This is a genomic window from Mucilaginibacter sp. (genome assembly GCF_028288225.1).
GTDB lineage: Bacteria > Bacteroidota > Bacteroidia > Sphingobacteriales > Sphingobacteriaceae > Mucilaginibacter.
The window spans coordinates 195,277-215,889 of record NZ_JAQBOC010000003.1 but is presented as its reverse complement, the minus strand read 5'-3'; the positions used below and the strand labels follow the sequence as shown (position 1 = coordinate 215,889).

At 39.1% G+C, this 20,613-nt stretch carries 17 protein-coding genes; 6 read left to right on the top strand and 11 right to left on the bottom strand.

What is annotated here, in order from left to right; genetic code table 11:
• Positions 1-33 precede the first annotated feature (33 nt).
• Positions 34-1,536, bottom strand: coding sequence for a radical SAM protein (locus tag JWQ54_RS01075; RefSeq protein ID WP_299578961.1), 1,503 nt, complete (start codon positions 1,534-1,536; stop codon positions 34-36).
• Positions 1,537-1,811: 275 nt separating this feature from the next.
• On the opposite strand from JWQ54_RS01075, the gene JWQ54_RS01070 reads away from it, so the two are divergent.
• Genes JWQ54_RS01070 through JWQ54_RS01045 form a run of 6 tightly spaced genes read left to right on the top strand, consistent with a single transcriptional unit; the run spans position 1,812 to position 7,701 of the window.
• Positions 1,812-2,552, top strand: a complete 741-nt coding sequence (locus tag JWQ54_RS01070; protein WP_299578959.1) for a class I SAM-dependent methyltransferase — start codon at positions 1,812-1,814, stop codon at positions 2,550-2,552.
• Positions 2,552-3,721 (top strand): amidohydrolase family protein, encoded by a 1,170-nt coding sequence (locus JWQ54_RS01065; RefSeq protein WP_299578957.1) that lies wholly within the window; start codon positions 2,552-2,554, stop codon positions 3,719-3,721. Before JWQ54_RS01070 ends, JWQ54_RS01065 begins: the two co-directional genes overlap by 1 nt.
• The gene (locus JWQ54_RS01060; RefSeq protein ID WP_299578955.1) at positions 3,718-4,725 is read left to right on the top strand and encodes a polysaccharide deacetylase family protein; all 1,008 of its coding nucleotides are present in this window, start codon (positions 3,718-3,720) and stop codon (positions 4,723-4,725) included. The genes JWQ54_RS01065 and JWQ54_RS01060 overlap by 4 nt, the downstream gene beginning before the upstream one ends.
• A complete protein-coding gene (locus tag JWQ54_RS01055) occupies positions 4,718-5,668 on the top strand; it encodes a GNAT family N-acetyltransferase (protein WP_299578953.1) in 951 nt (316 codons plus the stop codon). The genes JWQ54_RS01060 and JWQ54_RS01055 overlap by 8 nt, the downstream gene beginning before the upstream one ends.
• Position 5,669: 1 nt before the next feature.
• Complete coding sequence (locus JWQ54_RS01050) at positions 5,670-6,587, top strand: hypothetical protein (protein ID WP_299578951.1); 918 nt, start codon at positions 5,670-5,672, stop codon at positions 6,585-6,587.
• Between the two features lie 16 nt (positions 6,588-6,603).
• Positions 6,604-7,701 (top strand): glycosyltransferase family 4 protein, encoded by a 1,098-nt coding sequence (locus JWQ54_RS01045; RefSeq protein ID WP_299578949.1) that lies wholly within the window; start codon positions 6,604-6,606, stop codon positions 7,699-7,701.
• Here the strand turns inward: JWQ54_RS01045 and JWQ54_RS01040 are convergent, their stop codons facing one another.
• The 10 genes from JWQ54_RS01040 to JWQ54_RS00995 form a co-directional block, all read right to left on the bottom strand.
• Entirely contained in the window at positions 7,702-8,760 is a 1,059-nt protein-coding gene (locus JWQ54_RS01040; RefSeq protein WP_299578947.1) for a glycosyltransferase family 4 protein, read from the bottom strand. It abuts the gene before it with no gap.
• Positions 8,750-10,420, bottom strand: a complete 1,671-nt coding sequence (locus JWQ54_RS01035) for an ABC transporter ATP-binding protein (protein ID WP_299578945.1) — start codon at positions 10,418-10,420, stop codon at positions 8,750-8,752. The genes JWQ54_RS01040 and JWQ54_RS01035 overlap by 11 nt, the downstream gene beginning before the upstream one ends.
• 182 nt (positions 10,421-10,602) lie before the next feature.
• Positions 10,603-11,376 (bottom strand): aquaporin Z, encoded by a 774-nt coding sequence (aqpZ, locus tag JWQ54_RS01030; protein ID WP_299578943.1) that lies wholly within the window; start codon positions 11,374-11,376, stop codon positions 10,603-10,605.
• Positions 11,377-11,460: 84 nt separating this feature from the next.
• Positions 11,461-12,762: an ATP-binding protein gene (locus tag JWQ54_RS01025; RefSeq protein WP_299578941.1), complete on the bottom strand. Its 1,302-nt coding sequence runs from the start codon at positions 12,760-12,762 to the stop codon at positions 11,461-11,463.
• Positions 12,746-14,119 carry a sigma-54 dependent transcriptional regulator gene (locus JWQ54_RS01020; protein ID WP_299578939.1) on the bottom strand — a complete coding sequence of 458 codons (1,374 nt, stop codon included), beginning with the start codon at positions 14,117-14,119 and terminating at the stop codon, positions 12,746-12,748. The genes JWQ54_RS01025 and JWQ54_RS01020 overlap by 17 nt, the downstream gene beginning before the upstream one ends.
• A gap of 250 nt (positions 14,120-14,369) precedes the next feature.
• Positions 14,370-15,566, bottom strand: a complete 1,197-nt coding sequence (locus tag JWQ54_RS01015; protein WP_299578937.1) for an FtsX-like permease family protein — start codon at positions 15,564-15,566, stop codon at positions 14,370-14,372.
• A gap of 30 nt (positions 15,567-15,596) precedes the next feature.
• Entirely contained in the window at positions 15,597-16,826 is a 1,230-nt protein-coding gene (locus JWQ54_RS01010; protein WP_299578935.1) for an ABC transporter permease, read from the bottom strand.
• A gap of 25 nt (positions 16,827-16,851) precedes the next feature.
• Positions 16,852-17,517 (bottom strand): ABC transporter ATP-binding protein, encoded by a 666-nt coding sequence (locus JWQ54_RS01005; RefSeq protein ID WP_299578933.1) that lies wholly within the window; start codon positions 17,515-17,517, stop codon positions 16,852-16,854.
• A 165-nt stretch (positions 17,518-17,682) separates the two neighbouring features.
• Entirely contained in the window at positions 17,683-19,140 is a 1,458-nt protein-coding gene (locus tag JWQ54_RS01000) for a TolC family protein (protein WP_299578931.1), read from the bottom strand.
• A gap of 74 nt (positions 19,141-19,214) precedes the next feature.
• Positions 19,215-20,498: an HlyD family efflux transporter periplasmic adaptor subunit gene (locus JWQ54_RS00995; RefSeq protein ID WP_299578929.1), complete on the bottom strand. Its 1,284-nt coding sequence runs from the start codon at positions 20,496-20,498 to the stop codon at positions 19,215-19,217.
• Positions 20,499-20,613: the final 115 nt, after the last annotated feature.

Here is a 20,613-nt window from a genome sequence, read left to right as displayed (position 1 = left end):
CTGTTTAATTCAGTCATGTTCACAGCGTATTAATTAAAATCCCTGGGTCTCCGGCTGACGATATCTCCAAACTTTTTGCAGCAGCTTTATCTCATACGGATATTTGTAAAGGTTTACCCTATAGCGTAACCCGGCTACCAATTGTATCGCTTTTCTCTTGATCAGGTTAAGGCGGATATCAGTAACCGTAGGATAAACGCCATTCAGCACCGTTTCAAAGTTTCTGATCTTGTCTATCATCTCGGGAGTGAGCCATGGTGTAAGCGGATTCTTCCGCAGATCAAAGCTCTCCCATGCCGGGCTGATCCAATCTTCCAATGTCTGCGGGAACCTAAAACCGCTGGCTAAAACCTGTTTATACATTTCCGATCCCTCTGTGGGCACCGGACTGTAAGTATAAATAATGATCTCGGTACGGGGATTTACATGCTTAACCTTTTTTATAAAATCAATCTCGAAATCAATCTGAGCCTGTACTTTTTCGGGTGTTGGGGCTGGGGTACCCAGTACAAACGAGTATTCAGGGATGATATCAAATTTTTTAAGCCGTTCTGCAAATTCAATGATCTGGTTCCCGGTTTGAGTACCACCCTTATCCATCTGCGCCAGCACTTCATTATTGCCGCTTTCTGCACCAAAAAAGATGATTTTACAGCCTGATTCACGAATGGCAGTTAATGATGCATCCTTAAATTTGCTCATGGTATCTATCCTTGCCATTCCCCACCAGGTCATGTTTTCATCTTTCATCAGCCTTGAAAACTCAACCGCCCGTTTTTCTGAAACGAAGAAATTGTTGTCATGAAATTCAATGGCATCAGCGCCCCACTTATCCTTTATGTATTTTACGTCCTTATAAACAGCTTGTGCCGATTTACCTTTCCACCGGGCCTCGTAAATTGGCACAACCGCGCAAAATGAACAGGTGAACGGGCAACCAATACTGGAATGGTAGGCAAGTGTTTTTTGGCCCAGGTATGTTTTCCCTAAAAATTTAGGAATAGGGTAAAATGTATTCAGCTTATCATATGGCAATGGCGGTAACAAATCCTGGTCTATCAGGTCTTCTTTTGCCGTTTTTGAGATGCTGCCGTCAGGCGCTTTATAGATCAGGTTTTTTATAAACTCAAACGGCTGATCGTGCTCCAAAGCATCGATCAAATTTGGGAAAGCATGATCTCCGGGACCGTTGATAATAAAATCAACATAACCCGAGTAAAGCACCGAATTTGGCTGATTTGATGGAAAATACCCACCCCATATCATCGTTGTATAGGAAAATTTTTCTTTTATAGCTTTTGCAGCCAAAATTGCCTGTCGTAATTGCGGGCCGGGCATTACAGAAAAACCGAGGTATTTGAATTCTCCCGTGTTTAAATATGATTCTATTTTTTTTATGGGGTCTGCTTCACAATTACCATCAACTATTACCCAATCATATTTTCCATCAACCGATGCGGCAATGTTTAAAATAGAATTCGGGATCCGGTATTTATTAATAGCGCTTTTGGGGTTAAACAGTAGTATCTTACTCATCTTATACTTCACAATATATTCGCCAATGGGGTTAATCTCCGTAATACCGGTGGTTTATATCCCACCGGTATTTCCCTAACGGAGACATCGTTCACACAAATCACACAAATCCAATTTAACCCCAATTAAACAATTACTCAGTAGTAATTACGCCTCGCTTAAAACTTAGGTTGCCTGCTTTAACAAATAAAATTGCATAGGGCAACCATCATAAATAATCGCACGTAATCCTTATATTCAAACTATTGGTTTCACATTAAAAATTACACCCTGTTTTGCTAGCAACGCTAAAAAAATATATTAATAAAAATATCTTTCCGTCATCGATAAAAGAGAAGGACGTTGTGGAAGCCTATGATATTTGGGCCGATAACTACGACGCGCAACCCGGTAACCTGATGCTTGATCTGGATGAATTGGTTTTTGGTGAATTGCTGGATACTATTGATATAAAAGATAAGCAAATTGCTGATATAGGCTGCGGCACAGGCAGGCACTGGCCTAAAATTTTAGAAAAGGATATTGCAGGATTAACCGGCTTTGATGTTTCGCCCGGAATGCTTCACAAATTGAAAGAAAAATTCCCCCAAGCCAATACCCATACCATTACAGATAACCATTTTTCTGCGATTGCTGATAACACTTATGATGTGATATTATCTACATTAACCGTTGCCCATATTGAAAATATAGAGGAAGCTCTACAGGCATGGAGCAGGATCTTAAAAACTACCGGAGATATTATTATTACCGATTTTCATCCCGATGCATTAGCTTCAGGCGGTCAGCGGACCTTCAAACACAATAACGTCCATATTGCAGTACGTAATTTTGTGCATTCAACTGATACCGTTAGGGAAATACTTTTGAAAAACAATTTCAAAATAGTCAATGAGGTTGTAAAGCAAATTGATGAAACGGTAAGAGATTATTACCTGGAGCAACGTGCATTGCATGTTTACAATAAATTTAAAGGCTTTCCGATAATTTACGGAATTCATTTCAGGAGAGAATAATGATTCTGGGCAATGTAAATATAATTGGCAATAACGAGCCTGTAAATGTCAGGGTTTGTAATGGGAAGCTAGCGGATATTACGCCTGCTGATTCCAAAAGCCAGGCAAGCCATTTACAGCTAACTTTTAATGATGCCATTATTTTTCCGGGACTTATAAACTCTCATGATCATTTAGATTTTAACCTATTCCCTCAATTAGGCAATAAAAAATATAGCAACTACACTGAGTGGGGCAACTATATCCACAAAGCTTATAAAAATGAAATAGCTGAAATACTGCAAATCCCTGCCCCGTTACGATCTGAATGGGGCATGTATAAAAACCTGCTTTGTGGTATTACCACTGTAGTTAACCATGGCGAAAAGCCGGGATTGAAAAATGCGTTGATTACTGTTTTTGAAGAAAGTCATTGTTTACACTCTGTACAATTTGAAAAGAACTGGAAAATCAAGCTAAATAACCCTTTAAAAAAAAACCTGCCGGTAAACATTCATGTTGGTGAAGGCGATGACTTGCTATCAATTAATGAAATTGATGAGTTAATAAAATATAACCTGCTTAAAAGAAAACTTGTCGGTATTCATGGAGTATCCATGTCGGCAAAGCAGGCGGAAAAATTTGAGGCGCTGGTTTGGTGCCCCGGGTCTAATTATTTTTTGTTAGATAAAACAGCACAGGTTAACCGGCTTGAAAAGCATACCAAAATATTATTTGGTACAGATTCAACATTAACCGGTAGTTGGGATATATGGGAGCATTTACGTTTAGCCCGAAAGACGGGGCTGCTTAGCGATGAAGCCTTATATTGTACTTTAAACCAAAACGCAGCAACTATCTGGCAATTAAATTCAGGCAGTATAGATGAAGGAAAGGATGCCGACTTAGTTGTGGCTAAAAACCCTGTTGGCAAAAAAGATCTTGATGCTTTTTTTGAACTAAGGCCTGCCGATATATTGTTGGTTATTCACAAAGGTGAGATCCGGTTGTTTGATGAATCAATTTTAACCCGATTGTATGGTATTGATATGTATGGCTTTAGCAAAGTTTTTATAGCCGGCGCATGCAAATATGTAAAAGGTGATTTGCCAGCATTAATAAAAAAGATAAAAGCATACCGGCCGGATATTAATTTCCCCGTAACTATTAAGGAGCCTGTACAAGTATGACCCTATCTCAAAAAATACGTTCAAAACTAACCAGGACGGCTAAAAACCTTTTGATGGATTTGCGGCATACATTAGGAATGTATGAAGGCTTTTATCGCTCAGCGCGGGGAAGCAGGATATTGGTGTATCATGGCATTTGCGAGCGCGATCATTTAAAATTCAACACCCTTTTCCTTACCAGGAAAACTTTTGAATTACACCTTAAATTTTATAAAAAGTATTTCAATGTTATTTCGCTGGATGACTATTATCAGAAAAAATTCAGCAATGATAAATTCAATATCTGTTTAACATTTGATGATGGTTTTGCAAACAACCACAAATATGTATGGCCTCTGTTAGAAAAATATCAAATGCCTGCAACCTTTTTCATTACTGCCATACAGGCGGCAGGTTATGATATTTTGTGGAATGATTTTTTAACCATTGCCAGTAAATACGGCCCTAACAAATTGCATTTTAAAGGCGAGTTTTATACAAAAGATCGCCATAACAAATATATTTCAACTTTTAATGGTTTAAGCCTTGCCGATAGGTTAGGAGGTTATGGGTTTGATGAAAAAGCAGAGATGATGAAGGAACTATATCCTTTAGCTCCTTTTAAAACTAAACAATCTGACAAGGATTACTGGCTGCAAATGACAACCGAACAGATCAAAGAGCTATCCGCCTCCACTTTTGTAACTATTGGCGCCCATAGCTATTATCACAATGACCTGGCCAGGATTGATATCCATGATGCTGCTGAAGAGCTAAGTCTTTCAAAAGGATACCTTGAACATATCATTAAAAAACCAATAACCAGCTTCGCATTTCCATACGGATCTTACAATAATGAGGTTATTGAAACAGCAAAAAGTGCAGGGTATGAGCAACTGCTGGCAACAGAATTTAATAGCGCGGAAGATTATAAAGATCCCAGCATGCGCAAACGTTTAACGGTGAATCCGTTTATATCTGTTAATAACCAAATGCGCGCAACAATTACCGGCAGTTATGAATAGTAATCATTCAAGTATTCATTATATTGTAGAACGGCTAAATACTGAAAATTTAACCGATATAGAACAATTATATGCTGCAGTTTACGGCAAACAGGCCATTCCCGGTTTTTTTGCAAAAAAATATGATACTGCGTTTACAGGTGTTAAATATACGGGCTTTATTGCTTACAATAGTCAGCGGCAACCAATGGCTTTTTATGCAGTTATCCCGTGTTTTGTAAAGTCGGACAATAAAATCATTCTTGCTGCACAATCAGCAGATACTATGACGCACCCTGATCACCGCAATAAAGGCTTGTTTGTTGAGCTCGCGTTAACTACTTTCCAGCTGTGCCGCGATTTGAAGATCCAATTGCTTTTTGGGTTCCCAAATCAAAATTCGTTGCCAGGTTTCGTAAATAAGCTGGGCTGGCGGATAACCGATACAATGGATTGCTTTATTATTCACACAGATAATTTTTCGTGGAAGGGAATCATAGGTAAATTTCCCGTCTTGAAAAATTTATATACCAGCTATCAGGAAGGTATTTTAAACAAATACGTGGCAAAACAAAACAGGCTTGATAATTCGGTATTAAATGATGGATGCGGCGGGGTTTACCGCGATGAATATTATTTCAACTACAAAACTTACAGCAATACAAAGTTTATAAAAGCAGGAACATCAACTTTATGGGTAAAAATTAACAGCATACTTTTAATAGGTGATATTGCGGTACAGCCAGATGATTTTGATGATATGATATACGAATTAAAAAAACTGGCCGGTAAACTGGGCATAAAGCAGATCCATTTTCATGCATCACCCGGCACCTCTTTGCATAGCTTGTTTGCTATGCGTTTTAATTCCATCCCTTCGTTCCCTGTAATATTTAAAGTTTTGGGTGAAGATTTACGGATAGATAAAATTAAATTCACTTCTGCGGATATAGATACTTTTTGATATGGGTTCATTGATAAATAAAATATTTTTTGACAATAAAAGAATAAGAACCTTTTATATAACAAGGCTGCACGCTAATGAAATAGAGGAAAAAGTTTATTTAAAAAATAGCACCTGCCAGGCCGATATAACATCTACCAACAGCATGATCTGTCTTGATCCTTTCTGCATGGCAGCATGGCTGCCTTCTGGTCAGGCTGCATTAACCAATAACAAAGGAACTGAGATCCAATTTTTTAAAGGCAATAAATTGAATGCAGCTATTACTGTATCAATAATTGAAGCAGTTCCTACCGCTAAAGGGATTCTATTTTTATATAAAGTTGAAAAAGTAAAAAATCATCAGTTAAGCGCCTTGCACAGGCTGGTGTTGTTCGCGTACTTTTTGCGCTCCAAAGCCAATACTTATCACAGCCGTAAAGTTATAAGCGCACTTTATTCCTATCCCCGCAGCATTATAATTGTATCCTATAAAGATGATAGTTACTGTAATATATTCCCCATGGATATCCATGGATATATACAGGAAGAAGACATGTACCTATTAGGTTTAAGAACAACCAATGTTACCCTTGATAGAATTCTTGAAGCAAAAAAAGTTGTAGTGTGCGATACCAATGATGTTGATATAAATACGGTTTATGATTTGGGTAAACATTCCAGTAAGTCGCCTGCATCACACGATCATTTACCGTTTAAAACCACAGAAAGCGAGTTGTTTAAATTCCCCGTGCCTGATTTTGTTGGCTCCTATAAAGAAATAGAGATCATTTCCAATAAAAAAATGGGCTATCACATGTTAATGGTTGGCAAAGTTTTAAATAAAAAACAGGTTAAAAATAACCCTTCGTCCCTTTACCATGTTGGCTTTTTACAGTTTCAGAATAGCAACTATAAAAGTATAGACGGGTTATTTTAAATTAAGGGAAGCTTTTATGCTGTATGTATCAATAAGTTATAGTTATTCCCCCGATTTTAAATCACCCGAAAGCTGGTTTAAAAGAACCGCAGGCTATGCGGGGATCTTTGAATGTTTAGCTAAGGAAAATAGGGTTATCAGCGTAAAACAAATTAATTACGAGGGAGAGGCTTCACATAACGGTGTTGAATACCAGTTTGTAAACTTAAACAGGGGAAAAACGCATTTTCCATTCAAGTTAAACAGGTTTATAAAGAGTTTAAAACCGGATGTCGTGATAGTGCAGGGGTTACATAACCCTATTCAGTTGATCCTCCTTCGTTCCGTCTTAAATAAAAACGCAAAGATCATTGTCCATCATCACGCCGAAAAGCCACTGCCCGGTATCAAAAAATATGCTCAAAAACTGGCCGACCGTTACACAGATGCCTACTTGTTTGCCTCGATGGATATGGGGTTGGACTGGGTAAAAAAAGGCAATATTTCATCCGCCCGAAAAATTCACGAAGTAATGGAAGTTTCTTCTAATTTTCATCCGGTTGAAGGAGCGTTGGCTGAACAGAAAACCGGCGTATCAGGCAATCCCGCTTTTTTATGGGTGGGTAGGCTTAATGCTAACAAAGATCCGTTAAATGTGGTAAGGGCTTTTTTGAAATATTTAAAAGCTCACCCGGACGCCCGCTTATACATGATCTATCATACAGATGAACTGCTTGCCGATATAAAAGCCCTGCTTGAAGCTAACCCACAAGGAAACGCAATTAAATTGATTGGCAAGGTTCTTCACAATGACCTGCTGTATTGGTTTAACAGCGCCGACTTTTTGATATCAGGTTCGCACTATGAAGGAAGCGGCACAGCAGTTTGTGAGGCCATGTCATGCGGTTGTATCCCTATTGTAACTGATATATTTTCATTCAGGATGATAACAGATAATGGCAAATGTGGCATATTATATGAAGCGGGGAATGAACCTACGTTATTGGATGTATTGAATCAAATTGGTGAATTAGATTTAGAGGAAAAACGGGAATTATGTTTAAGATATTTTAGGGAGAAACTGTCATTTCCGGCAATTGCAAAGCATATTCAAGAAATTGCAAAATCATTGTAGTCAATCAACAAACAAGCTGACCATATTCTTAGCTATTTGCTGTATAGTACACATTAAAACCGGCTCGTGATCTATCTTTTTATCTTTAAGAATAGATAAAAGTTTGGCATTCATTTCTTCTGAAGTATTTACAACCTGATGGTGGCGGTAACTCTTATCCATCGGTTTACAAAACGAAACCACTTGTGCCCCGCTATACAAAGCTTCGGATAAAACGGCACCAAAACCTTCATAATTTGACGGGTGTAAAAATATTTTTGAACGCTGCATTAATCTTAACACTTCTTTATGGGGCAGCTCGCCTTTAAAAATTATGTTATCACTTAAATTTTTTGTCCGGGCTAATGATTGCAGGCCCTCCATATCGGGCCCTTTGCCACAAATAATGGCTTTAATATGCGGGTAAAATTCCTTTAAATAACCTACAGACTCAATAAAAACATCATACTGTTTTAACGGTATTAATGCCCCCGCTCCCAAAATATCAATATCTCTTCTGTGATGTCCGGCGCTAAACAATGAAGTATCAATCCCTACGGGAATCACCTGCATAGGTGTTATTTTATAGTTTCTTTTTACTTCCTTTACAATAAAATCTGATAACGCAATCAGTTCATCTCCTCCGGGTTTTATCCACCTGAAATATTTATTCCATTTTTTAGCGTCCTGGCCAAGCATCCAGGTATAATGGGGTAACTTGTATTTTTTTGCAAACCTGCTGCCTACAAATGCACATTCGCCAAGCCAAAAGCTTAATAAACCTATTATGTGATATTCTTTGCGGAGTCTTTTTAGTATCAACCACGCTTTTAGCCAGGTGATAAGCCGGAAGATCCGGCCTTTATCTTTACCTCCAACGGAAATTACTTTTACACCGTGCCATTCATATTCGGCTGCAAAAAATGGGTATTGAAAAGTTAAAACCACAACGTTAAGACCGGGACAAACCTCCCTTAATGCTTTCACAAAGATTTGCTGGGGAGGCAAACAGGAGGTATCGGCCTTATCTTTCGGAAAGCCGGGACTAAGAATAACCAGTGTTTGCTTCTTATGCTTCATCAAGCGATACTATTTTATTACAAAAAGATAAGCTGGCTTTATTGTGGGTTATAAACAAGATCATTTTACCCTGTTTTGCAAAAGCTTGTAATTGCTGAAGGATCTCAATCTCAGAAACACCGTCCATTTCGCTGAATGGTTCATCAAGAATAAGCAGGTCAAAATCATGATATAGCGCTCTTGCCAGCATTATTCGCTGCCGTTGCCCCCCGCTGATATTCTTACCATTTTCGTTAATGACCTTTTCAAGTCCTTCAGGGTATTTTTCCAATAGCTTATCAACCCCGCTTAAAGAGATCGCTTCCCTCATCCTGTTGGGATAATGGTCGTATTCTGATAGTGTGATGTTTTTAAGGATGGTGTCATTAATAAAAAATGGCTGTTGTTTAACATAAGAGATCCTGCTGCGATAAAGCGCTATTTCGTCTGCATCACAGATCTTCTCATTTATGCAGATGTTGCCACAATCAGGTTTTACAAAGCCTAATAGTATATTAATGATTGTTGTTTTTCCTTTGCCCGAATTACCCGAGATCCCAACCAGGTCGCCTTGCGCTACTCCAAAGCTCAGATCTTTTAAAATAACATGATCTTTATATTTAAAATGGACATTCTCCAGGTTTACAGAATTAATAGGGTAATGAGCCTTTTCATTCCTTACTGCCGGCGTTTTTATATCATTCAGCAAAAGATCATTTAAGGTGAACTGGTAAGTTTTTATTTGACCGGTAGCGTTTAATATTTTCACAATACCGGGTATTATTTTGTAAGCAGCCGCCATAAAAACACCTATGGTTAGCACGTTTATGACAGGTGCATCAGCAGATAATTTATTGATAACAACCAATATTAAAAAACCCATTACAGCAAAGATCTCCACCAATCGCGATGGCAGGCTTTGCAGGGTTTGCTGTGCTGCAATATTTTCATTCAATTGATCCTGGTAACCGGCATACCGGTCAGAAAAAAAGTCTTCTTTGTGATAGATGTTACTTTCAACATAACCGGCTAACGATTCGTGCAGGTGCTGCAGTGTTTTCTGACTGGTAGTTTTTATATGGCTGCGTACGTCTTTTAGCTTTTTACGAATATACCACCCTAACAAAACTACAGGCGGTAGTAAAAATACAAACAGCAATAAAAAAAGTGTAGGGTGATAAAAAAGAATAGCACAAATGGTAAAAAAAATTAAAATGCTCTGCGAAACAATTTGCTGAAAATTGGTGAGGATGTAATGGCTAAATTCTATCGGTTGCTGGCTTATGCGCCTTATTTGTACAGAAGAATCAATAGATACGAACCTACTGTAATCATCTGAAAGGTAGTTGAGTATATTCCTTCTTGACAATCGCGAAGCTATATTGTAAAAAAAATGATGCTGCGATTTTAAACCAATATAGCCAAACAGGTTTTTAATACTAAAAAGGATAAAAAAAATGCCGATAAGCAGTAACGAATTGGGATTTAATAGCGCCTTGGGGAGAAAAGACAGGCTGGCCGGAGCTGCGTTTTTTGTATAAAGGTTTAGTACAAACAGCAGAATCCCCAAAAATGCTATATCAAGCAAGCCAATAACCAGGTCAAAGACAATTAGCTTATATAGCTTTATCTTTTCCCTGCCATTTAAAATAGCTGAAATACCTGATAAAATTTGCTTCAATGGCTTAAGGATATACTATGGTTACCAGGTAAAATACCTTTAATCACAGTACGGGGAGATGTTGTAATTGGTTGCCTTAAGCTTTTGCAAATGTCTGAGCCATTATTAAAGGATTTAAAGACTACATGATATAAGCATCAAGGCAGTCCATAAATCCTTTAATTATTGTTCAAATTATATAATTATACCCTGTTAATAGATATATCTTCGTGAACTTCAACGGTTTTGCTAACGATAGTTTCTTTTTGCTCCATAACAGCTTTCCAGAAACCGGCAGCTAAAAGCCCGCCAAGTATTGGTGCAACGATAAACAGCCACAGTTGACTAAGAGCCTTCCCTCCTGATAATAATGCCGGACCAAGGCTGCGGGCAGGGTTTACAGATGTACCTGTAATAGGAATAACTACCAAGTGGATTAAAGTAAGCGATAAACCAATTGCAAGACCGGCCATTGCAGGATTTGCACGTTTGGCCGTGGTGCCGTAGATAACGATAAGGAACAGGAAAGTAAATACTGTTTCAGCTATGAAGGCTGATTGGGTTGAGTATTTACCAAGATAAGTTTCGCCCCAGCCGTTTGCGCCAAGCGCATATTCGCCCATCGAAAACCCTGGTTTACCGGATAATAATAAATACAATACTCCTGATGCACAAATTGCACCAACACATTGTGAAATTATATAGCCTATACAATCTTTAAAGCTTAGTTTGCCTGCAGCCAGCATTGAAATTGAAATAGCAGGGTTAATATGGCAACCAGAGATTGGCCCGATCGTATAAGCCATAACTACAACGCTAATTCCAAATGCCAGTGCAATACCTAACAAGCCTATACCCGATGGCGGAATTCCTTCGGCATTGGCGCCTGCAATAACGGCAGCGCCGCATCCAAATAATACCAGGCAAAATGTACCGATAAGCTCGGCTACATACTTAGTAATCGGTTTAGTTTCCATAATTTATTAAAGATTAAGGTTTGATAATCTATTAAATATAGATAACTAATTTTCAATTATGAAAGCCCGGCGTTAAATAAAATATTAAGTAAACAATATAATAAAATTGGTTTTCTTAAAAGTTATTGTTTTTAATGAGAAATCAAAACCGTGGTTCACCAATATTTCCCTTACCAGGGTAAGGCCTATCCCCTGCCCGTCTTTTTTGGTGCTGAAGAACGGGGAAAAAAGATTTGCGGTTTGCTCGGCGCTAATGCCTGATCCGGTATCAGATATCACCAGACTTTTTTTATCAGGTGTTGTTTTGAACGTTATAGTTCCATTTTTATCAATTGCCTCAATAGCATTTTTAACAATATTAATTAGTACCTGCTCTATTTGCTGTTCATCCGCCATAATTTTAAATGAGCCATCGGCAAATTGAAAATCAAACTTAATTTCTCTGTCTTTGGCTTTAATACCCATTAATTTTGAAACGGAACTAACTAACTGGTGCAAATCAACCGGTTGTTTATTTGCCGCGGGAAGCTTTACCAATTCAGCAAAGTTCCGCATAAAGAAATTCAGGTTTTGGTTGCGATCTACAGCTACCTGTAAAGCATCTTTAAGGGTATTAAACTGATGACCTTCCCAAAGCTGGTCTGTTTTTAATGCAGACTGTATAATAGAGTTAACCGGGCCAACCGTATTATTAACCTCGTGAGCCATCATCCTAATAACTTTACCATAAACATTTTTTTCGGCTGCTACAATTTCGGCAGTCAGATCTTCTATCATAATAAAGTGACGGGAAAAACCCCTGTCAATAAAGTGTGACTTTTGCAATTTGTAGGTATTAATACCGTCCGGTTTTATAACAACCGTTTCGCCGGATCTTAAGCGTTTTACCTGCTTAAATAACGGATGTGTAAGTTTATCAATAGGATAATTAAGTACCTGTACAGCTTCTGATCCTATAATTTGTAATGCTTTAGGATTGATCTGTTGCACGTTATCATCATAGTCTAAAATAATTATGCCGGTTGGCGATGTAAATATCAACTTCTCCAAAAAAAAATGCTGCTGTTCCTGCCGGGTACGCTCAGTTCTTAATTCGTCCATCATCTGATTATAAACATCGGTCAACTGATCAATTTCATGTTTGCCCGTCGACAAGAACTTTACATTGAAATCCCGGTCCTTAATAGCCTCCACTCCCTGCATCAGGGTTTTTAAGGGCTGGATAAGCTGCCGGTATAATTGTATGGCTATAACTATTGAAATAATTACAAAAACTTCCGATACTATAAACCAGATCTTATCCTTATTAAAAATAAAATAAGTAAGCACTAATGCTACCAGGTGCAGTATTACAACAAATAAAATATATTTAGTCCTCAGCCTCATCGTAAGGGATTTGATATTTATCCAGGCGGCGGTATAAAGCGCTGCGGGTAAGGCCCAAAGATACAGCTGCTTTTGCAATTTTATTTTTATGATACTCCATTGCCCGTTTTATCATCTCAACCTCTACTTCTTCCAATGTTAATGTACCAATACCAGGTAACTGAATATTTCCCTTTTTAACAGGTGAGAGCTCCAATTGTGAGCGAAAATCATCAATATCCAATTCATCGTTTTTACTCACCAAAATGGTTCGTTCAACTATATTCTTCAACTGCCTTATGTTACCGGGTAAAGGTAATTGCTGCAGCCATTTCATAGCGGTGGCCGCAACTGAGAGTGATGGGCGACCGTAAATTTCTTTTAAATTATTGATAAAGTAATCAACCAGCAATGGAATGTCTTTTGGCCTTTCGCGCAAGGCAGGCAAATAAACGGTGATCAGATTTATACGGTACAATAAGTCTTCTCTAAAGGTTGTTTTGCTTACCATTTCATTCAAATTCTTATTGGTAGCACAAACTATCCGTACATCAACGGTTTTGGTGCGGCTACTGCCTAACACTTCATAGGTGCGGTCCTGTAATACCCGTAACAGCTTAACCTGGCTGCTTGCATCAAGATCACCTATTTCATCTAAAAATATTGTCCCTTTATTGGCCATTTCAAAACGGCCAACCCTGTCAAAACGCGCATCGGTAAAGGCACCGCGCATATGGCCAAACATTTCGCTTTCAAATAACGAGGTGGAGATTCCGCCAAGATTAACCTTTATAAACGGCTTATTTTTACGTAAGCTATTTTGATGGATAGCCTCGGCAATAAGCTCTTTACCAGTACCGCTTTCGCCCATTATCAATATTGATGCGTCAGTACCGGCAACCCGGCCAATGGTTTCTAAAATATTCAGCATTTTAGGGTCTTCCCCAATTATGTGCTGAAAGTTATAGGTTTTATCAAGCTGCTTGCGGGTGTGGTGTTCCGTTTTCTTTTCTTTCAGGTCAAGCAGTGTTTTCACCGATTGCAGCAAATACTCGTTATTCCATGGTTTATTGATAAAATCATTGGCACCCGCTTTCATGCCCTGTACTGCCAGTTCAATGCTTGCCCAACCGGTTATTAAAATAACAGGAATTAAAGCATTGATCTGCTTTATCTTACCTAATAGCTCCAATCCTTCCCTGCCCGAGGTATCATTGGAGAAATTAAGGTCAAGAATAATTAATTCCGGCTCGTTCTTCTTTATACTTTTTATAGCCGCATTAGGTTCAGCACTGTCTGCTACCTCATAACCCTCGTCTTTTAACAACAGGAGCAACGAAGTTCTTACAGCAATATCATCATCAATTACTAATATCATATTTATATACAAGTATAAGCAAATCCGGACCGGGATTTAGGGATTAAAGGATTTTGCCGGATGTTGGTTAGTTCGATATTTTGAACCGGGATTAAGCGGATTAGGAGATTCTTTCGGATTTTGGCCAATGGCTATAGTTGGCTAAATTCTTTTACTAAACCTAACATTTTATCCTATTAAATCTCTTCATCCGCTTAATCCCGGTCCCGCTATTCCATCCGATAAAATCCCTTAATCCCCTTAATCCTGGTCACTCCTCATGTAACGCCACTGCCGGGTAAATTGCGGCAGCCTGTTTTCCCGGATAGAGCGAGCATAAAAACACCAGCAGGTAAATAAACCCGATAGAACAAAAAATGGCTACGATGTAGATGCTTGCCGGCAGGTCAAATACATTTAATAAAGGGAACTGGATAGCAAAAAATGTCCCTAAAATTAAGGATAGTGTTGCCAGGATCATTGATTCCGTTATCAGCTGTGATGAAACAGAATTGCCCGTGGCGCCTACAGCCCTGCGCAAGCCAATTTCGCCGCGCCTTTTGTTGATATTATACCAAAGCACGCCAAACAGCCCCAATGCTACATTTATAACTAAAAAGCCGCCAACAATTAATAACACAATCATGGGCACCAGGGTAAAGTAGTTGGCGTCTTTACGTTTATTAGTTAAATGTTCAATTTCAACATTCGAGTCCTTCATATAATTGGCCAGAGTTTTGTACAGCCGGGCCTCGAAAGCTGCGGAAGCCCCCGGAATAACCTGCACCATAATTTTTCCAAGCCAATGGAAAGAGCCGGTATCAGTGCGGTGATAAACACCATAGCCGGCTGGTGCATAGTCTCCTTTTGCTTTAATTCCCTGGATTACTCCAATTATTCTCATTGAATTTTTATCGTGGCCGGGCTGGTCGCCATCGCCAACTAATTTCCCCACGGCCTGGCCATTCCCAAAAAGTTTTTCTTTTAAATCAGAACTAATTATAATGGGCCTGTTTTTTGCAGCCACATCTCCTTTATTAAACCACCTTCCCTCAAGCAGTTCCGGGGTCATTGTATTTTTATAGCTATCCTCAACGGTATATTGATTTACTCCACCAACTGGATTTTTATTATAAGTTACAGAACCTGTCCATGTATTTTGGGAGAAAGGTACATTATCACTACAAAAACTTATTTCCTTAACACCTGGCAGGGCTTTTAAATTTTGGCGCAGGGTTTCGTAAAATTGGGTAAGCGAATCGGTATTGGTTGTTTTATAAGCGTTATTATAGCTCACTACCCACACATTTTTATATTCAAAGCCCATAGGCTTTTTATAGTTGTTATAATAATATACCAGCAGTGTAAACACGGCAAATAAGACCAGGAACGAGAACAACATCTCGGACATTAATAAAAAGTTTTGCTTCTTTTTATTCCAGATCAGTTTAAATAAATGCTTGAACATAATATTTTAGTTTAAATGATTTGACAATTGTTATTGCGCCTTTAGCGCGGTTACTACGTTCAGCTTTGACATGCGCCATGCAGGGTAAACTCCTGATAGCAGGCCAAAGAAAAAACAGATGAGCAGGCCAATACCCAGCACCGTAAAGTTTAGGGTTAATACCAGGTTAGGGATCAGGTTAGCGCTGTTTAGCACTTGCAGTGCTATTAATGACAGTATTACACCTATAAGCCCCCCTAATAACGTGAGTATGATATTCTCCACAATAAACTGGTAAACCAATGTGCGCGATGATGCGCCAAATGCTTTCCTGACGCCTATCTCAGATGACCGTTCCATTATCCGGGTTATGTTAATGTTGACCAGGTTAAGTGTAGGTAACAGCATTACCAGCAAAGCAAATATGCTGATTGCCGTAAGCGCTATGGTTAAACCGGAATGCTCTTCATCGCCGGCATCAACATAACTGCGGATATAGGGGTCGGCATGGCTGTATATTTTAATCACCTCCTTGCGTGGCAGCGGCAGCCTATTTATCATGTCCTCATACTCTGCGTGCATTTTGGATACATCAGCACTTGAATTTGCCAGAAAAACTCCAAAAAAACCGCCCTGGTAACTTTTATCTTTTCTAAAATCGGTTTTTGCTACCGTATAGGGCAGGTAAATATCGCTGTAGACCATATAGCTTGTTATAGGTACATTTTTTACCACCCCGGTTATCCTGTATTTAACATTGTCGGCTTCAATATATTTGCCAACTACCGAAGGCACATCGCCAAAATATTCCCTTTTCATATCTTCGGATATTACAGCCACTTTATCGGCATTATCAATTTGCTGCTTGTTAAATGCTTTACCTTCTGTAAATTCATATTCCATTATATCCCAATAATCTTCATTGGTGTATTTATAGTTTACTGCAATTTTTTTGTTATTTACATAGGTATTGGTACCGCTAAAACCCGATGAAATGCCTACTTTAACAGGGGTTTTCAAAGAGCGTCCGTAGTGATCTAAAAGGTAAAACGACACGGGGCCCGAGCTTCTCCCATCCTTCATGCTTAGCTGAATCCGGGACACATATAATGATCGGTCGCGTTTCCTATCGGGATAGCTGTCGCCTACAACCTTATCAATAAAGGCGGTTAGTACCAGCAGGATGGTGAGCGTAAAGCTGATCCCAAACAAGCTGATAAATGTGAAGAATTTCCTCCTTCGTAATACAGCTATGGCTATTTTAAAATAATTTTTAAGCATGTCTTTAATTTTTTAGGCTGATTAATTACTGAACCTGTGAACCGTCAAATAAGCGAACCAGGCGATGGGTCTTGTGCGCCATATTTTCATCGTGCGTAACCATTACTATCGTAGTGCCATCGTTCCGGTTAAGCTGCATCAGGATCTCCATAATTTCGTTTCCCATGGCGCTGTCAAGATTACCGGTTGGCTCATCAGCCAAAATAATCTCAGGCCTGCCTACAATTGCTCTTGCAATAGCTACACGTTGTTTTTGTCCTCCCGAGAGCTGGTTAGGGAAATGTTTTATGCGATTTGCAAGTCCAACTTTTTCCAAAGCCTCGGTTGCAAGCCTCCTTCTTTCTTTTGCAGAACCTGAGCGGTACAATAAGGGTAATTCCACGTTATCCAGTACCTGCAAATCGTTGATCAAATGATAGCTCTGAAAAATAAAGCCCAGCTTCTGGTTCCTGAAATGCGCCAGTTGTTTATCTGATAAATGTTCAGTTGTTTGATCAGCTATTTTAATAGCTCCCTTCGATGGTGCGTCAAGCAGGCCGATAATGTTCAGCAGCGTACTTTTACCGCAACCTGACGGCCCCATTATAGACAGGAACTCCCCTTTGGCTATGTTAAGGCTGATGCTATTTAGCGCCAGTGTTTCTACTGTATTTGTCCGGTATACTTTTTCGATGTTTTGTAAGTTTATCATGATATATTTAATTAGTGATTTATTGAGTTAGTGAATTAGCGAGTTGTAAAATTTTAATGGTGAATTTTATTGTTGATTGTTTGATTGTTGGCGGATATATTGATTCTTTTTTTTTGCTTCTCCTTTTCTGTTTTTGCTTTTACCTTTCAGCTTTTACCTTTCACCTCATTTATAAGTTATTTTTTCGTTCTTTTCAAAGTCGTATAATGATAAATAACGCAGTTGGTAATAGGCACTCCAAAAATCGCGGAGTGATTGTACATAATCCCTTTTGGCCTGGTCGTTTTCCTGGAAAGCAATACTGAGATCTGTAATGCTCAGATCGCCCAAAACATACCTTTCCCTTGCTATTTTATATTTCTCTGATGCAATGCTATCGGCTTCGGCAGTAAGCGTTAATTGATCTTTCATTACATTAAAAAGGGAAACCTGGGTTACTATCTGCTGCTTAAAGGTTTGCTTATCCTGCTCAACCGAATATTCAGTGAATTTCTGATTGGCTTCTGCTGTCTTTATCTTGGCTTTTGACCGGCCCCAGTCCAACACAGGGATAGAGAATTGCAGCTCGAGCAGTTGCTGATTTTGTGGTGACCTGTAAACTCCCGTAATACTTTTGGCAGAATTTGAGGTACCGATATTGGCTGTTAAAGTAGCTGTTAACCCTGTTTGACCATGCGCCAGTGCAACGTCACGCTTTGCTTCGGCAATGCGCCGCATAAATGCAATGGCATCTGAACGATTTGAAAATGCTTCAGCCAAAACCCTGTCGGCTGTTACAGTCATCTGACTGATGGTTTCCGGTACCTGCAATACAATTTTTTCGTCACCCTCCTGCCCTATGTAGCTTCGCAGGTTAAGGGTAGCTATTTCCATATCCCGCTTAGATGTACCTACCGCTTTTTTTGCATTAAGCTGCTCCAGCTGCAATTGCAGGATCTCATTTTTTGATACTTTACCCAGGTCGAATTTTAAATTGGCAATTTTTAAGATCTTTTGGGTATTTATAAGATTGGTCTCTGCCGTTTCTAAATTAACCTGGGCAAGCAGCAGGTCAAAAAAATAACCGGTAACTGTGATTGAAATCTTTTCCTGTTCTTCAATGTAGGCCTGCTTGCTTTCGTTATACAGCAAAGGCTGGATCTTTTTATCCCACCTCAGGCTATTAAACTGACCCAGCGGCTGACTAAAACCTATTGCATAAGGTACCCCATTGTACAAAACACTATTTCGGTCAAAGTCGTCAAAGCGTTGTAATTGTGTTTGACCATAAATGGTTGCCCCGGTAGCGGTTATGCTTTGGCTAAAATTTAAGGTAAGGGATGAATTATCATAATGGATTGGCTGAAATACGATCGTTCCATCGGGCTGTACAACCGGTGTGCTGGTTTTACTGTAGCCGGGCAAATTGCCATTTAATGATAATTGCGGCTGATAATTTGACTTAAAGGTACGCCATTGCCAATATTTGGTTTCGCGTGTGGTGATGGCTTGTTTGGCCGCGATTGAATTATCTTTGGCCATAGCCACCACCTCCTTTAAAGTTAGCAGGGTTGAATCAACCCCACCGCCGCAAAATGCGTTGAAGCTGATGGTTAAAAGTAATATTGTATATAATAGTTTCATAAACACGATTTAAAGATTTAATGGATTTTCAGGATTCAACTTAATCAACCTAATCCAACCCAATCAACCACTCACTAATTAATAGTGATCTCCTTTGAATTTTTATACCCGCTCATATCTGAATTGATCACCACATCGCCGGGTTTTACGCCGTCTTTAATCTCCACAAAATCAAAATTTGTAAGGCCAATGTGTACAGTGCGTCTTTCAGCTTTGCCGTTGTTTACCACAAAAATATCCTGCACCTCCGGGCCCTTAAAAGCAGGGCCGTTTGCAACGCGCATAATGTGGTTGTGGGTGGCCGTTACCAGGTAAACATCTACTTTCATATTAGGGCGAAGCTGCTTATTATTACGTTCATCAAGCTGGATGTCAAAAGAGATAATGCTGTTTTGAATGGATGGCGAAACATTTATCACGTGCCCGCGCAACTGAACGTCGTTTATCAAAACAATAACCGGCAGTCCGGCATGCAGCTGATCCAGCGAATTATCAGAAATACTACCCTGCACTTTAAAGCTTCCTAAATCTGCAATCCGGGCCAGTGACTCTCCCTCCTTTATATTTGCACCGATATTCCTGTTTACATAGGTTACCACTCCTGCACGGGTCGCCACAATGTTTGCAAGATTGAGCTTGCGCTGCAACGCATTTAAATCGCTGCTTAAAATATCAGAAGCTATTTCGGCCTCCTTTATTTCTATCTGCATGGTTTGCTGCTTGTTCTTTACCTCGTTTTCCAGCTGTTTCTTTTCAAGCTGCGCAACTTTTAAATTCAGCTCGGCCTGCTCAATACCTTCACGGGTTCCGCCACCAGCCTTAAATAAGCGCCTGGCATTTTCAACCGCATCGGCAAGGTTGTCAATACGAAGCTTTTTGATGTCGTTATTCGACTGGATATCATAGAAGCTTTTATTCAGGTCAAGCTTCAGCTTTTTGATCTCATTCTGTTTTGATTCAAGCTGAAACTTTAACTTTTCAAAATCTGTTTGGGTAACTGATTTATCAAGTGTAAGTATTGACTGGCCCGCCTTTACCTTATTGCCGGCATCCATAATTACATTTTTTATTGATGCATTTATCGGGCTGGTCAGGATCTCTTCAAACTCAGGTAAAACCTCGCCGGTGGCGTTCAGCGTATTTTCAATATTGCCGGTTTCAACTATGGCTGTTGTTATCTCTAATTTTTTTATGGACGATTTGAACGTTGTTCTGATGATCCATATTAAAACAATAAGCACAGCTATAGCTGTTAATACAATAACAATTGTTTTTTTTCTTCGTTGTAAAGTAACTTCCAGTGTAATTTCTTTATCCATTATAGTACCTTGTATAGCATAGTTACTTGCAATAGCCATACCAAAGTGTAAATATTGATAATCAGATATTTATATGATTAAAAAAGTGAAAAAGTGATCGATATCGGACAAAAAGTTTGAAAACGGAACAGGAAGATGTCTGAATCAGAATTTA